General features: G+C 34.8%; 18 protein-coding genes. 11 read left to right on the top strand and 7 right to left on the bottom strand.

All coding sequences use genetic code 11. The features are described from left to right. Window positions 1–3: 3 nt before the first annotated feature. Entirely contained in the window at window positions 4–1,014 is a 1,011-nt protein-coding gene (locus EZ428_RS06560; RefSeq protein ID WP_131552290.1) for a DHH family phosphoesterase, read from the bottom strand. 115 nt (window positions 1,015–1,129) lie between these two features. Between EZ428_RS06560 and EZ428_RS06555 the strand changes: the two genes are divergently transcribed. The 3 genes from EZ428_RS06555 (at window position 1,130) to EZ428_RS23950 (ending at window position 3,027) form a co-directional block, all read left to right on the top strand. Further along, window positions 1,130–1,549: a nucleoside-diphosphate kinase gene (locus EZ428_RS06555; RefSeq protein WP_131552289.1), complete on the top strand. Its 420-nt coding sequence runs from the start codon at window positions 1,130–1,132 to the stop codon at window positions 1,547–1,549. 90 nt (window positions 1,550–1,639) lie between these two features. Continuing rightward, a complete protein-coding gene (locus EZ428_RS06550) occupies window positions 1,640–2,410 on the top strand; it encodes an FKBP-type peptidyl-prolyl cis-trans isomerase (RefSeq protein WP_131552288.1) in 771 nt (256 codons plus the stop codon). A gap of 443 nt (window positions 2,411–2,853) precedes the next feature. Further along, complete coding sequence (locus tag EZ428_RS23950; RefSeq protein WP_165501720.1) at window positions 2,854–3,027, top strand: hypothetical protein; 174 nt, start codon at window positions 2,854–2,856, stop codon at window positions 3,025–3,027. A gap of 27 nt (window positions 3,028–3,054) precedes the next feature. Here EZ428_RS23950 and EZ428_RS06545 read toward each other — a convergent pair whose 3' ends face one another. Then, window positions 3,055–3,345 (bottom strand): DUF721 domain-containing protein, encoded by a 291-nt coding sequence (locus tag EZ428_RS06545; RefSeq protein WP_131552287.1) that lies wholly within the window; start codon window positions 3,343–3,345, stop codon window positions 3,055–3,057. Continuing rightward, window positions 3,338–4,441: a DNA replication/repair protein RecF gene (gene recF / locus EZ428_RS06540; RefSeq protein ID WP_131552286.1), complete on the bottom strand. Its 1,104-nt coding sequence runs from the start codon at window positions 4,439–4,441 to the stop codon at window positions 3,338–3,340. Before recF ends, EZ428_RS06545 begins: the two co-directional genes overlap by 8 nt. Before the next feature lie 203 nt (window positions 4,442–4,644). On the opposite strand from recF, the gene EZ428_RS06535 reads away from it, so the two are divergent. From EZ428_RS06535 to ytxJ, 3 genes are all read left to right on the top strand, one after another. Continuing rightward, complete coding sequence (locus EZ428_RS06535) at window positions 4,645–5,313, top strand: tetratricopeptide repeat protein (RefSeq protein ID WP_131552285.1); 669 nt, start codon at window positions 4,645–4,647, stop codon at window positions 5,311–5,313. Between the two features lie 114 nt (window positions 5,314–5,427). After that, on the top strand, window positions 5,428–5,919 hold the full coding sequence (ribH, locus tag EZ428_RS06530; protein ID WP_131552284.1) for a 6,7-dimethyl-8-ribityllumazine synthase: 492 nt from the start codon (window positions 5,428–5,430) through the stop codon (window positions 5,917–5,919). A gap of 192 nt (window positions 5,920–6,111) precedes the next feature. Further along, the gene (ytxJ, locus tag EZ428_RS06525) at window positions 6,112–6,444 is read left to right on the top strand and encodes a bacillithiol system redox-active protein YtxJ (RefSeq protein WP_131552283.1); all 333 of its coding nucleotides are present in this window, start codon (window positions 6,112–6,114) and stop codon (window positions 6,442–6,444) included. A gap of 108 nt (window positions 6,445–6,552) precedes the next feature. Here the strand turns inward: ytxJ and EZ428_RS06520 are convergent, their stop codons facing one another. Beyond that, window positions 6,553–8,082 (bottom strand): malate:quinone oxidoreductase, encoded by a 1,530-nt coding sequence (locus EZ428_RS06520; RefSeq protein WP_262711779.1) that lies wholly within the window; start codon window positions 8,080–8,082, stop codon window positions 6,553–6,555. Window positions 8,083–8,432: 350 nt separating this feature from the next. Here EZ428_RS06520 and lipA point away from each other — a divergent pair, with 350 nt between their 5' ends. From lipA to EZ428_RS06505, 3 genes are all read left to right on the top strand, one after another. Then, a complete protein-coding gene (gene lipA, locus EZ428_RS06515) occupies window positions 8,433–9,314 on the top strand; it encodes a lipoyl synthase (RefSeq protein WP_131552281.1) in 882 nt (293 codons plus the stop codon). 66 nt (window positions 9,315–9,380) lie between these two features. After that, window positions 9,381–9,932, top strand: coding sequence for an RNA polymerase sigma factor (locus tag EZ428_RS06510; RefSeq protein WP_131552280.1), 552 nt, complete (start codon window positions 9,381–9,383; stop codon window positions 9,930–9,932). 1 nt (window position 9,933) lies between these two features. Then, window positions 9,934–10,752 (top strand): anti-sigma factor, encoded by an 819-nt coding sequence (locus EZ428_RS06505; protein ID WP_131552279.1) that lies wholly within the window; start codon window positions 9,934–9,936, stop codon window positions 10,750–10,752. Window positions 10,753–10,958: 206 nt separating this feature from the next. Here EZ428_RS06505 and EZ428_RS06500 read toward each other — a convergent pair whose 3' ends face one another. Beyond that, a complete protein-coding gene (locus EZ428_RS06500; protein WP_225871007.1) occupies window positions 10,959–12,452 on the bottom strand; it encodes an NAD(P)H-hydrate dehydratase in 1,494 nt (497 codons plus the stop codon). A 124-nt stretch (window positions 12,453–12,576) separates the two neighbouring features. Here EZ428_RS06500 and yiaA point away from each other — a divergent pair, with 124 nt between their 5' ends. Continuing rightward, complete coding sequence (yiaA, locus tag EZ428_RS06495; RefSeq protein WP_131552278.1) at window positions 12,577–12,984, top strand: inner membrane protein YiaA; 408 nt, start codon at window positions 12,577–12,579, stop codon at window positions 12,982–12,984. A gap of 129 nt (window positions 12,985–13,113) precedes the next feature. Further along, window positions 13,114–14,343: a glycoside hydrolase family 5 protein gene (locus EZ428_RS06490; protein ID WP_131552277.1), complete on the top strand. Its 1,230-nt coding sequence runs from the start codon at window positions 13,114–13,116 to the stop codon at window positions 14,341–14,343. Here EZ428_RS06490 and EZ428_RS06485 read toward each other — a convergent pair. Together EZ428_RS06485 and EZ428_RS06480 are read right to left on the bottom strand one after the other, a co-directional pair. Further along, window positions 14,340–14,747 (bottom strand): hypothetical protein, encoded by a 408-nt coding sequence (locus EZ428_RS06485; RefSeq protein WP_131552276.1) that lies wholly within the window; start codon window positions 14,745–14,747, stop codon window positions 14,340–14,342. The genes EZ428_RS06490 and EZ428_RS06485 overlap by 4 nt on opposite strands. Window positions 14,748–14,806: 59 nt before the next feature. After that, window positions 14,807–15,445: a response regulator transcription factor gene (locus EZ428_RS06480; protein ID WP_131552275.1), complete on the bottom strand. Its 639-nt coding sequence runs from the start codon at window positions 15,443–15,445 to the stop codon at window positions 14,807–14,809. Window positions 15,446–15,454 lie beyond the last annotated feature (9 nt).

The following is a 15,454-nucleotide window of genomic DNA, read 5'->3' as shown; positions in this document are numbered from 1 at the left end:
TTTTTATTGTAATAATTGAGTTTTATATTCTGGCAATATCGATTTAAATTCGGCAATTGTATCTGCCAAATTCTTATCAGATGCTCCACCTGCTGCATTTCTATGACCACCACCTGCAAAGTATTTTTTGCAGATTTCGTTGGCCGGGAAATCGCCAGTAGAACGCAAAGATAATTTAACTTTATCAGTTCTTTCAATAATAAATGCAGCTAACTTAATTCCGTTAATAGATAGGGCATAATTTACAATACCTTCTGTATCTCCAGTAGCAATATCATAATTTTTTAGTTCTTCTGCAGATACCGTAATTATAGCTACATTAAAATCTCTTAAAATCTCTAGTTTGTTAGTCAAACAATGACCTAAAAAGCGCAAACGGTTTTCAGATGCATTATCATACACCAACTGGTGGATTCTCCAATGTTCTGCTCCTAAATCAATTAAATCTGCAGCTATGCGATAAACTGCCGACGTTGCAGATGGAAAACGGAATGAGCCAGAATCTGTCATAATTCCTGTATATAAACAAGAAGCCACATCTTTGTTTATTAATTCGCCTTCATTCAGCTCATTAACTATAAAGTCGTAAACTAATTGAGCAGCAGCGCAGGCATTGATATTCCAGTGGCGATAATCATCAAAATCCTCTGGTTCTAAATGATGGTCAATCATCAATTTTAAACCTGGAGCTTGACGAATATGTTCTCCCAATTCATTTATCCTGCTTAAGGTGTTAAAATCACAGCAAAAAATTAAATCAGCTTGATTAACTAACTCAACAGACTTTTCTTCAGCCTCTGTATATATAATTACATCAGAGTTATTTGGCATCCAATGTAAAAAATCTGGATAATCTGTTGGTGTAATTACACTTACGTGATGCCCTTTTTGAATTAAAAAGGCATACAAACCCAAAGATGAGCCCATGGCATCTCCATCTGGTTTGTGATGTGTTGTAATCACAATCTTTTGTGGCGTAGCCAATAATGTCTTTAGTTCAGAGATCGATATCATAATTTTTCGCCTGCAAAGCTAATAATTTTAGGTTTAATTGATAGCTTTAATTCAGTAACCTTTAATATTAAGCTAAAGATTTGTACTTTTGCAAAAAATCTTGATTTAATATACAATGAGTACAAATAGAACATTTACAATGATAAAGCCTGATGGTGTTGCGAACGGGCACATTGGCGCTATCATAAACGACATCACTGCAGCTGGTTTTAAAATCATCGCTTTGAAATACACAAAATTAACGTCAGAAAAAGCTGGTGAATTTTATGCAGTTCACAGTGCTCGTCCTTTTTATAATGATTTAGTAAGCTTTATGTCTTCAGGACCTATCGTTGCTGCTATCTTAGAAAAAGATAACGCTATTGAAGATTTTAGAACTTTAATTGGTGCAACTAATCCTGCTGAAGCTGCGAAAGGCACTATCCGTCAGAAATATGCAAAATCTATTGATGCAAATGCAGTTCACGGTTCTGATTCTGATGAAAACGCTCAAATTGAAGGAGATTTCTTCTTTACTGCTGACGAACGTTTCTAAGCAAACTATCAGTTAAATTACATACATAAGCACCTTAATCAAATGAGGTGCTTATTTTTTTATTTATATTTCGACCTTAAAAATAAAAGAATGAAAAGAATACTTATAACAGGAATAATAGCCGTAGTGGGTTTAAGCGTAAATGCCCAAACAGTTGCAAAAAAAACTACAACAGTTAAAAAACCTACAACTTCTGTAAAAAGCGTATCAAAGGTTGTTGCAAATAAAGCACCTTTATTTAAAAACACTTTAGATTCGGCTAGTTATGCTTTAGGGATAAATGTTGGTAGCAGCTTTCAATCCGGCGGCTTAAAAACCATCAATTACGAATTGTTTAACAAGGGATTGAGAGATGTTTTCTCAAAAGCAAATCCAACATTAAGCCAGCAACAATGTCAAGAAGTGATCAACAATCTTTTCACCAGCTTTAGCAAACAAAAAGAAGCAGAAGACAAGCAAAAATATATGCCCAACGTTAATGCTGGCAATCAGTTCTTGGCAGCAAATAAGGTAAAACCTGGCATTAAAACAACTCCAAGTGGTTTACAATACGAGGTAATTACTCAAGGAGCGGGCGCTAAGCCAGGTGCTATAGACCAAGTTACCGTAAACTATAAAGGCACGTTATTGGATGGGACAGAGTTTGACAGTTCTTATAAAAGAGGTGAACCTGCAACATTTGGCTTAAACCAAGTTATTTCAGGTTGGACAGAAGGTTTGCAATTAATGCAAGAAGGTTCAAAATACCGCTTCTTTGTGCCCTATAATTTAGCTTATGGCGGTAGAGCTACCCCAGATGGCAGCATTCCTCCATTTAGCACTTTAATATTTGAGGTAGAACTGATTAAAGTAGCTCAATAAACTTCAATTGCATAGAATATCTAAGACGCATTTTGAAAAAGATGGGTCTTTTTTTACGCTAATGCAGACCTGTCTAAAGGCAAAATGTTATTTAGTTAAAAATTAAGCCAGCTGAAATTTGCAATCTTGTACAATTGCCATTAATAGATAGTCTAAGTATCATTGTACACCTACAGGGGTTTAACAGGGACTCTACAGGGGTCCAATAGGGAGTTAACAGGGGGAATATCCCTGTATAATCCTAATCATATCTTTGTTTGATATGAGTTTGTTATCACCGACACCTATTTCTCAATTAAGGAAGAGCTTGAAAAACTATAAAGTTGAATTCTTGACTTAAAGTTTATGAAGTAAATGCAATTTCCCATATTAGGTAAATCCTATATATTTTAAAACTATTCGTGATTTTCTCTGTTTTATCTCCAAATTAAAACAAAATCATCATGAGAAAATATAGCGCCTTGGCAATAGTTGCCTTGTTAGTAACCACATTAAGCAGTTGCGAATTAGTTGAAGGAATCTTTAAGGCCGGTGTTTGGTCGGGAGTAATTATAGTAGTTATTGTTTTAGCCTTAATTATTTGGTTAATCTCTAAAGTTTTCGGCGGAAAAGGCTAAAAGTGATGTTTTAATTCTACATCGCTTTTATAGAAAAACAATTTCTGTAATCACTTTAGAACCTGCTCGTTCATTTAACTTATCTATAATTCCTGTTCTAACCATCAATAATTCATTCTTAATGACTGAGGATTCGATGCGAACAAATAATTTTCCCTGACTAACATAAATTTGGGTAGTTCTATTTGCCACTGCCGTGCCCATTAATTCTGGCCAATGTACCACAATGCCAGTTTCATCATATTTGCCACGCAAGCGATAAACCGATAACATTTTTGTTATGGCATCTTTTAATGATATGTCGTTTGGTTTACGCATGTTTAATTATTCCATTATCAACTTCAAACAAAGCTACATCAACTTTAATTTCATTAAAAACAGAAAGTACTCTTTCTTTTCCTGTATCAGTAATAAATAGCTGTCCAAAGTCATGATGAGAAACCATCTCCATTAATTTATGTACCCTCAAATCATCCAATTTATCAAAAATATCATCTAATAATAACAAAGGTTTAAACCCTTTAAATTGCTGTAGATAGCTATATTGTGCAAGTTTTAAGGCAATTAAAAATGATTTCTGCTGTCCTTGGGAGCCGAATTTTTTCAATGGCATATCGCCTATGGCAAACAAAAGCTCATCCTTATGTATACCAGTTGTTGTTCTTTCTAAAATTCTATCTTTTTCTATGGAATTAATTAATAAATCATTAAAAGGCTGGTCGTTTAGTTGACTTTGATAGCTTAAAGAAACCTGTTCGGCATCATCAGTGATATAACTATAATGTTTATTAAAAAGTGGAATAAAATCAGACAAGAACTGTTTTCTCTTCTCATATAGCTTATTACCAGATAAAATCAATTGTTCGTCTAAAATCTGCAATAGTGTTATATCTAACTTTCTTGTAACGGCAACTTGTTTTAGTAAAGCATTTCTATTTAAAAGATGTTTGTTGTAAATAATCAGTTCATCTAGATAACTTGCATCTGTTTGAGAGATTACATTATCTATAAATCTTCTACGTTCTTCACTCCCATCCATGATCAAATTAACATCATAGGGAGAAATCATTACCAAAGGGAAAAGTCCTATGTGATTAGCTAATTTATCGTACTCTTTTTTATTTCTCTTAAAGCTCTTTTTTTGATTTCGTTTTAAGCCACAAGTGATCTTTTCATTTTTTTCCTTTCTATCAAAATCACCTTGTATTAAAAAAAGGTCTTCGCTTGTTTTAATTTGTTGGCTATCTATTGGATTAAAGTAGCTTTTGCAAAGGCACAAATAATGTATGGCATCTAGCAAGTTAGTCTTTCCAGCACCATTATTGCCTACAAAAGCATTCACTGTTTTAGCAAAGGTTAGCTCAGCTGAAGAGTAATTTTTAAAGTTGAGAAGAGTAATGTTTTTTAACCACATAGTTGATGCACAAAGATAACTTTTTATATGTGTAAGGCGAATAGAGTTTCTAGCTAATGAGATAGTGTTTTAGCTGGTGTTATGCTTAACACTTAGCGCTATACACCCTACTTAAACATGCTCTTAATTAAATAGTTAAAAAAGGGGTTGATACTTTCATTGAAAAACGTATTTTTGCAATCTCAATTTTTTTTTAAAAACAAATGTCTACAACAGATACTACAACAACACAACCAGTGAGAAAAGGAACTTTCTTTGAGGAGAACGGTAAAAGTTTGTTATTTATAGCAGTAGCTATACTTGCTTTAGGAGCAATTGCTCTATATTATTTCGCATCTTATTTGCCAAACAGAGCAGATGAAGCAGCTGCTAAAATGTTCAAATCAGAGCAATATGTAGGTGTAGATTCTTTAGCTAATAAAGCAATAAATGGTGAAGGTGGTAATTATGGGCTAGAAAAAATTGCTGAAGAATATGACAATACTAAATCTGCTAACTTAGCTAATCTTTACTTAGGTGGTATTTATTTACGTAAAGGCGAATACAAAAAAGCTACTGAAGCATTAGGTAAATATACAGCTACTGGTAGTCCAGTTGCAGATCCATTGGCCTTAGGCTTATTAGGAGATGCTTATAGCGAGTTAAAAGACTACAAACAAGCTGCAACTTATTATAAAAAAGCAGCTGATAAAGCAAGTAACAAATTTACTTCTCCTATGTTCCTTAAAAAATTGGGTTTAGTGAACGAAACTTTAAAGGATTTTAAAGGTGCCGAAGAAGCTTACGAAAAAATTAAGTCTCAATATCCAGATAGCCAAGAAGCAACAATGATAGATGAGTATTTAGCTCGTGTACAAGCACAAACAAACTAATTTTCCGCAAAGCGGATTAAAAAGACTCTGTTAACGCAGGGTCTTTTTTGTTTTATGACAACTTTACAACTTTACAACCTTTAAACATTTCAACAATAAATTTATCTTTGCACCATGGCTTCACATCTTAAAAATCTATCAGATTTTTCTCATACCACCATTCCAAATGGTGCAGATTTTAAAATCGCTATCGTTGTAGCAGAATGGAATGCGAAAATTACTGGCGCACTTTATCAAGGTGCTTATGATACTTTAATAAAGTATGGCGTAGATAAAAAGAATATCATTTCAATGGCCGTACCAGGAAGTTTTGAGTTAACAGGAGCTGCAGAAATTTTATTAGCAAAAAAGAAAAAATTAGATGCAGTAATTTGCCTTGGCTGCGTAATACAAGGAGACACAAAACATTTTGATTTTATTTGTGATGCTGTAGCTAACGGAATTACAAATGTTGGCATTAAGCACAGCAAGCCTGTTATTTTCGGAGTTTTAACCACTAACGATGAGCAACAAGCTATTGATAGGGCTGGCGGCAAACACGGAAACAAAGGAGATGAGGCCGCAATAACTGCTTTAAAAATGGCTCATTTTTCGGCAACAATTTAACAAGCTTGCTTGTTATTCATAAAATTTTGTAATTTAGAGTTATAAAAAGGAATTCTTAAAACAATCATCGATGAAAAAGGTAGCTATTCTATTATTATTTGTGTTCTGCGCTATCGCAGTATTAGAATCATGCTCTTCTCGCCTTTGCCCTGCTTATAGCTCTTACCCAGAGGGAAAAAGGAGGAGATAAAAATGCAATGGATAAGTCTTAACAACCTTGAACAGGTTGATACCATTAAAAATGCGAGTGGATATAGTGTTATTTTTAAGCACAGTACTCGTTGTTCTATCAGCTTAATGGCTAAAAGGAATTTCGAGTTAGACTGGGAAGCTATTCCTGCAGATACGCAACTTTACTTTTTAGATTTAATAAGTCATCGAGATATTTCTGCAGCAATTGCCGAAACTTTCCAGGTTCATCATGAATCGCCACAAACGTTATTAATTAAGGATGGCGAATGCATTCTAGATTCATCGCATAGCGATATTTCTGCAGAAGAAATTGCGGAAACTATAATAGCATAAATTCTTTCGATGAAAAAGGGATGTCATCCTGAGCGTAGTCGAAGGAATTCTTAGGTGATTTAATTTTAGAAGTCTTCGACTACGCTCAGACTGACAAACTAAGCCAGACTAACCCTCTACCAGGCTATTTAATTTTAGCACAGCTGATGTGTGTTTTCTAGTTTGCTCACATAGCTCATTATTGTCTGCTAAATTCTGCCCGTAAGTAGGGATCATGGCTTTTATTTTAGCTTGCCATTCTGAGGTCTGCAATTTGCTCTTAAAGCAACGTTCTAATAAATCTAGCATAATAGACACTGCAGTTGATGCACCGGGTGAGGCGCCTAATAAAGCTGCAATTGAACCATCAGCAGCGCTCACTACTTCGGTGCCAAACTCTAAAATTCCTCCCCCACTTTTTTTCTTTTTAATTACTTGTACTCTTTGTCCGGCGTACTCTAATTCCCAATCCTTAAATTCGGCATTTGGCAGATATTCTTTTAAGGCCTCAAATCTATCTTCTGGAGATTGACGAATCTGCTCAATCAAGTATTTTGTTAAATCGATATTTTTTAGTCCGGCAGAAACCATCGGACGGATATTATTAAATTTGATAGATAGCGGCAAATCTAAGAACGAACCATTTTTTAAGAATTTGGTAGAAAAACCGGCATACGGACCAAAAAGCAAAGCTTGTTTACCATTTATGATTCTCGTATCTAAATGTGGAACAGACATTGGTGGAGCACCAACGGCTGCTTTTCCGTATACTTTAGCATGGTGACGAGCAATTACTTCTTCATTTGTACATTTTAACCATTGCCCGCTAACCGGGAAGCCACCAAAACCTTTGCCTTCTGGTATATCAGATTTTTCTAATAAAGGCAGTGAACCACCGCCGGCGCCAATAAATACAAATTTAGCTAAGCGTTTGCGTTTCTTTTTAGATTCTAAATCTTTAACTGTTACTTTCCAATCGCCATTATCCATTTTATCTAACTCGCGGATTTCGTGATTAAAATGCAAAGTAACATTTGATTGTTTACTCAAATAGCTAAACATTTCCCTGGTTAAAGAACCGAAATTTACATCGGTACCCAAATCCATTTTTGTTGCAGCAACTTTATCTTTCTTAGACCTGCCTTCCATAACTAAAGGTGTCCATTCTTGAATTAGAGCTGGTTCTTCTGTATATTCCATGTCCTTAAAAAGATTGCATTGCTGTAAAGAAGAAAATCTAGTTTTAAGGAACTCAACGTTCTTTTTACCCCAAACAAAGCTTAGGTGAGGAATATTTCTAATAAAAAGATAAGGGTCAGAAAGAATGTTCTTTTCTACAAAGTAAGCCCAAAACTGTTTAGAAACTTCAAAAGATTCGGCAATTTGCACTGCTTTTTTAACATCTACAGAACCATCTTTCTTTTGCGGGGTGTAGTTTAATTCGCAAAATGCCGAGTGACCAGTACCTGCGTTGTTCCAGGCATCAGAACTTTCGGCAGCCGCAATATCTAAGCGTTCGTAAATTTCAATGCTTAAACTTGGGTCTAGTTCTTTTAAAAGTAAACCTAAAGTGGCGCTCATGATACCTGCACCAATTAAAATAACATCTGCGTCGGTTTCAACAACCGTCTTTTTCTTTTTGCTCATTACTATACTTATAAACCTTTTTTGAAAAGCACTTATAATGCTATTTTGTTTTAAAAAGGGTGCTAATTACTAATTTTCCGAGCTACAAATTTACTATTTGGATAGAGTAAACAAATATAAAAATTTGTATTGAAATTGATGTGTTTTTTTAACTGTTGCACAGCCCTTTATTATCTAAACCTTATTGAAGTGGAAATCTTTTTGTTGCGAAGCTTCAAAAAATTGAAACGTAGGGAAGGGCTAACTTTAAAAGTAGAAGTGTAATTGTTTTTAAAATTATTTCAATACGCTTAAATAAAACATTACAACCTTCAAACATTTCAATCTTACAACAATTCATGAAGATTGTTTAACTTTGTACCATGATTGAACTTCCTGTAGTTGCTGCTGTTACAGAAAAGGCTCGTAAACCAGATTGGTTAAGGGTTAAATTACCTGTTGGCAAGGAATATGCGCAAGTTAGAAGCCTTGTAGACACACATAAATTGCATACCATTTGCGAAAGTGGCAATTGCCCTAATATGGGCGAATGTTGGGGCGCAGGCACGGCCACATTTATGATTTTAGGTAATATTTGTACGCGTTCATGTTCATTTTGCGCCGTTGCTACTGGCAGACCTCTAGCTGTAGATACAGATGAACCAAATCGTATTGCAAATTCAGTAAAACTGATGAATGTTAAACATTGCGTTATTACTTCGGTAGATCGTGATGATTTAAAAGATGGTGGTTCTATCATTTGGGCCGAAACTTTACAAGCCATCAGACGCGAAAGTCCAAAAACTACATTAGAAACTTTAATTCCAGATTTTAAAGGTCAGTGGGATAATTTATACCGTGTTTTAGAAGAAAGACCAGAAGTAATGAGCCACAATGTAGAAACGGTTAGACGTTTAACAAAACAGGTTCGTATTCAGGCTAAATATGATAGAAGCTTAGAAGCTTTAAAAAGGATTTCGGAATTTGGGTTAAGAACTAAAACAGGTATCATGTTAGGCTTAGGTGAAACTGAAGACGATGTTTTAGAATCCATGGATGACTTGGTAGCAAATGGCGTTCATATTTTAACTTTAGGGCAATATTTACAGCCGACAAGAAACCATCACCCAGTTGTAGATTGGATACATCCAGACCAATTTGCAAAATACAAGGAAATTGGATTGGCAAAAGGCTTAAGATATGTGGAGAGTGGCCCATTGGTACGTTCGTCCTATCATGCAGAAAAACATTTATTCGATTTTTAGAGCTGTAAGTTTTAACTAAAACAAAAATTACTACGAGCTTGTTATAGTTTCTGTATATTAGCACCATTGGCACTAGCAAAAAAAATATCACTCTCTGAAGAAGAACTGGTTAACGCCCTTAAAAGACAGGACACTATCGCAATTAAAGCATTGTATGATATGTATTCGGGTGCTTTGTTAGGTGTGATATCCCGTATTGTTCTACATACTGAGGTTGCTGAAGACCTTTTACAAGAAACTTTCGTTAAAATATGGAATTCTGCCGGGGGATATGACTCTTCAAAAGGTCGTTTATTTACTTGGATGATGAATATTGCTCGTAATCTTTCTATAGATAAGTTACGTTCGAAAGATTTTAAGAATTCTAATAAAAACCAAGACATTGAAAATAACGTAGATTTTATCGACGAGCAAAAGAAAGTGAGTTTTAATTCTGATGTTTTAGGTTTAAAGGATATGGTTACATTACTTAAACCTGAGTTTAAGGATGTGTTAGATATGGTCTATTTTAAAGGCTATACACACGTAGAAACAGCAGAAGAATTAAATTTACCTTTGGGTACTGTTAAAACTCGTGTTAGGATGGCTATTTTAGAGTTAAGGAAAAAATTTAATTGAGGTGGAAGAAGTAAAAGCATATATCGAATCAGGCATACTTGAACTTTACGTTTTAGGGCAGTTAACTGCAACAGAACGTACCGAAGTTGAAGTCATGGCCAGCAAACATCCGGAGGTTAAAGCAGAAATAACTGCCATAGAACTTGCGATGGAGGCTTATGCACTCGAAAATGCAATTGCCCCATCTGCAGCATTAGAAGATAAAATCTTAGCACAATTTACCGAAACCAAAGCCCAGCCTAAGGTTGTGCCTCTTTATGAAGTTAAAAATGACGTGAGGATAAAAACTTTACGTTATGCTTTAGTGGCTTGCGTTGCTTTATTAGTGATTAGTGTCGCTGCTTTATTCTCTGTTTACACTCAATTAAAATTAGCTAATAACCAAATTGTTAGTTTAAGTTCTGAGAAAGATAAGTTTGCAACTACGGTTACCAAACTTGAGTTTGATAAGGCTGGTATGCAAAACCAAATTGACATGACAGAAACCACAGAGTGGGCAACTGTTAAGTTAGCTGGTGTTGCAAATTCACCAAAGGCTAAAATGTTGGTATATTGGAATAAAAAGAACAAAAGCATATTAATTAACCATTCGGCAATGGATTTACCCAAAACAGATAAATCTCATGAATATCAGTTATGGGCTTTGGTTGATGGAAAACCTGTTAGTTTAGGGGTATTTGGTGAAAATGCCAAAGATGCCGTACAACAGATGGAAACCATACCAAGAGCACAAGCATTTGCCGTAACTATTGAACCTACTGGTGGCAGTGTTAACCCTACTATGGAAAAAATGGTGGTGATGGGTGGTGTAACTATATAATATTTGTCATTCTGACAAAGGAAGAATCTATTTAATTGTATTTCTTGAAGCGCAAATTAGTGCAGCTAACAAAGGTTGTCCTGTGCCAATGTCATCCCTTTGGGACTATTCGCTTTAATCGCTACGCTTCGTGCTCGCTGCTATCAGGGCTATTAAACATAAGCATGACAAATAACGGGTATCTTTTCATAGAGCATAAACATCTCTTAGCTTAAGCTATCTTTCATTGTCTTCGGAATTTGTAAGGCAACCTGATGAGCACTTACCACAAACTTATTTTCTGCTAATTTATCTCCAGCTTTTCCGTGTATGTAAACAGCTAAAGTTGCAGCATCTTCAGATGAATAACCTTGCGCCATAAATGCTGTTATTATCCCTGTTAATACATCTCCCATCCCACCAGAGGCTATCGCCGGATTACCAGTTGGATTGATTCTAACTTCGCCAGTTGGCAAACAGATAAATGTATATTGATTCTTTAACACAATAATCAAATCCCTTTCCTTTGCCTCTTTTTGAGCGGTCTTTATTCTACCCCACCAGTTTTTATGTTCGCCAAACAAACGATCGAACTCTTTCACGTGAGGCGTTAAAATACTTTCAGCTGGTAATTTATCTAATAAATCTTTTCGTTTACTTAAAATTGTCAACCCATCTGCATCAACAATTATAGGTTTATTCAGGTTGATAATTTTCTCGAACAATTCTTCATTTTCAGGCTCCAACCCTAAACCAGGGCCAATGGCAATTACATTAAACTTATCAAAATCTTCAATCGCCAAATGTTCATTTCGTGGCAAGGCCATAACCTCTGGCAAAGTAGTATTAAGTGCTATTAATCCACTTTGTGGTAAACAGACTGTTGTTAAACCTGCCCCAGCATTTAAACAAGCACTTGCAACTAAAATTGCCGCTCCCATTGTGGTAGTATTTCCTGCAACTAATAAAGCGTGTCCATAAGTTCCCTTGTGACTAAAATTTGCTCTTGGCTTAATCAGCGCTTTTATATCTGCATTCTTTAACAGTTTCCAGTTACTTGTTAGTCCTTGAATAAAGTTTTCATCAAGACCAATATCTACGATTTTATACCTGTAAAATGCTTCGACAGATTCAGGAAAGAAAAAATTAATCTTCGGTCGCTGAAAAGAGATCACTAAATCAGCTTTAATGCCATTATAGTTTTCAGGAATTTCTCCTTCTGTAGCAAATCCTGTTGGCACATCAACCGAAATAATCCTTGCTTTTGAAGCATTTACCAGAGCAACTAAATCTGCATAATCATCTTTTAGTGGCTTATTGAGCCCTGAACCAAGCATTGCATCAATTATAATATCTGCTTTAAGCTCTTTTAATTTTACTGCGTTTTGTACAATAGTAACAGGAACCTTTAGCTTCAATAAACGTTTTACATTTTGCTTGTTACCTTCACTTTGGCTATCAGCGAATTTAATTACATAAACTGAAATATTCTTGTACTTATCGTTGTGCAATAACCTAGCAATAGCCAAACCATCTCCCCCATTATTTCCTTGTCCACATAAAATGGATAGCTGTGCTTCTTTATCTAAAACCTCTTTTTTAAAAAGTTTGCAGAAGGCTTTCGATGCATTTTCCATTAAATTAATTGAAGAAATTGGTTGATTGATAATTACATAATTATCAGCTTCTTGCATTTGATTTGCGGTTATTAGATTTTGCATTTAACTAAGTTAATTAAACTACTAACTAAATACAATTATGGTAGCTTTTGTTTGAGTTAGTAACATTTTAAGGCTACTTGCATCTCATTATCAATAATTAAATAGCTAACCAAAATTAAAAACGATGAATCAAAAACCATCAAACGCATTCATAGCAGCCGCATGGATAGCACTTGGAATTGGCATGATTGGCTTTATTGTAGGGCTTTGGCGCTCCGATATGCTATTAAACGAAAAAGGTTATTATTTTACCGTATTGATGTTCGGCCTTTTTGCCGTTATATCTTTACAAAAAGCAGTAAGAGATAAATTAGAAGGCATTCCAGTAACTGAGATTTACTATGGAATAAGCTGGTTTTCTACCCTATTAACAATCACTTTGTTAATTATTGGACTATGGAATGCAGACATTTTGCCCAGTGAAAAAGGCTTTTATGCCTTTGCTTTTCTACTAGCTCTATTTGCAGCTATCACGGTACAAAAAAATACCAGAGACAGCCAAATTTTTAACAGAACACAAAATTTGGATTAATTAATCCAGCATTATTACAGCCATCTTGTTCAAAGCAAGGTGGCTTTTTTATGCGCAAACCTTTGCGTAATCTATTCAGAAAAATTTTGTTTAATAGCAGTAATTTAGGACAACCAAATGTAATTTTTAATGAAAGCTTTAATAAAAATTGTTCTTATTTTTTTAGTGCCACTATCGCTAAGTGCACAAACTAATCGTTTTTTTAATGTAAAAGGTAAAGATATCATCGCCCCTAATGGCAAAGTGATAGTACTAACTGGAACAAATTTGGGCAACTGGTTAATACCGGAAGGATACATGTTTAAATTTAAGGATGTGGGCTCACCAAGAATGATTAACCAAGTTTTTAGTGAATTGATTGGGCCAGATAAAACCGCAGCATTTTGGAAGAAATATTTAGATAATTATATCACAAAGGAAGATATTCATTATTTAAAATCTACTGGGATGAATTCTATTCGCATTCCTTTTCACTATAAAATGTTTACCACTGAGAGCTACTTAGGTTCTAATAATCCAAATCGTGGATTCGAATTAATGGACAAAGTAATTAAGTGGTGCAAGGAAGAGAATTTGCCTGTAATATTAGATATGCATTGTGCACCAGGTGGACAAACTGGAGATAATATTGATGATAGTGATGGCTATCCTTTCTTATTTGAGAATGCAGCAAGTCAGGAATTAGCCAAAAGCATTTGGAAAAGAATCGCCCTGCATTATAAAGATGAAACTGCAGTTATTGGATACGATTTATTGAATGAACCAATTGCGCATTATTTCGACACCAAAAAATTAAATCCATATTTAGAACCGCTTTATAAAAGTATAACAGCCGAAGTAAGAAAAGTTGATAAAAACCATTTGATATTTCTGGGAGGCGCACAATGGGATTCAAACTTTAAAATTTTCAATCAGCCTTTTGATAGCAAATTGGTTTACACTTTTCATAAATATTGGACTGCCACTACACAAAATGTGATACAAGATTATTTAGATTTTAGGGATAAATACAATGTACCTATTTATGTTGGCGAAACCGGCGAAAACAAAGACCAGTGGATTTTAGAATTTAGAACATTGATGGAAAAACATAACATCAGTTGGCATTTTTGGCCTTATAAAAAAATGGATGCCAAAGCAGGAATTGTAACTTTTCCAATTCCAGAAAACTATAATTTGATTATTAAATATGCAGACCAGCCTAAAAACAATTTTGCCGATCTAAGAAAATTTGCACCAACAGACAGAGCTCTTATCGAAAAAGCTTTAGACGGTTTGTTGGAGCAATGCAAATTTTCTAATTGCACTACAAATGATGGTTACCTAAAAGGGTTAGGATTAAAAACCGGGAAACTCTAAATCGCTACGGCTGTCCAATTTAACTTATAAGTATCACAACTCAAGCCTGTAATATTCATCCTAAAAGTGCCATTAGCATGTTTACCGTTAACAACTCCTTCTAAGTTAAACCGAAAGGCTGATGCTCCCCCATTTTCTGGGTCAAGAATTACACCTTGGATTTTACCATTAACTACAGAAAAGCTTTTCTCTAGACCAGCTTTAATATGCTCAGTAGAACCACCACATCGCCAATAGCCATCAAAAGTAAAGCTTTGCACTTGCTTGCCATCTGCTGTTAAAGTAAAGGAAAGCTTAGCGCCCTTAAATCCATTTGAGAAAGTGCCCACAAATTTTTTCTGACTAAAAGCATTAAAACCTATAGAAATAAGGCATAAAGCGAAGTATATCTTGAGATGTTTCATTATCAATAAATTTAGCGCCTATAGATATGATTAAAATCCCTTTTAGTAGGTATTTAAGCTTAGCCTATTAATTGATGCTCTTTTGCATAATTAATTAAACCTATGATAGATTTAGCGCCCGTTTTGCGCCAGATATTTTTGCGATGTGTTTCTACCGTATGTTCAGAAATAAAGAGCCTTTTACTAATTTCTATGGTTGTATTCTCCGCTACAATAAGCCTTATGATTTCTATTTCTCGAGGCGATAGGTTATTTATTTTCTCCGTTTGTGAATCCTTTACGTAGCCATTTACAAATTTAGAGGCTATTGATTGCTGAATGTAAGTCTCATTGTTCATTACCTTTGCAATAGCCTTGTGCAGTTCTTCGTTTTTTACATTTTTAAGTAAATATCCAGAAGCTCCAGCTTTAATTAAGGTTGACATGTTAAAGTAATCATCATGCATAGAGAGAATAACAACTTTAATTTTAGGGTAGTGATGTTGAAGAAACTTGGTTAAATCCAATCCAGATTTTTTACCCATGCTTATGTCAGTTAATACTACATCTGGTTGTTTAACTTTAATGTATTGTTCTGCCATCTCAACTGAATTTGCTTTGCCAACAACAACGATATCATCAGCATCTTTTAAAATAGCTTCAATGCCATCCATCAAGATATCGTGGTCATCTACCAAAAAAACTTTAACCTTTTCCAAAATTATTCT

Origin of the sequence: Pedobacter frigiditerrae (assembly GCF_004331645.1) — a bacterium.
GTDB lineage: Bacteria > Bacteroidota > Bacteroidia > Sphingobacteriales > Sphingobacteriaceae > Pedobacter > Pedobacter frigiditerrae.
The sequence above is the reverse complement of the archived record's forward strand: the minus strand, read 5'-3'. Positions and strand labels throughout refer to the sequence as shown.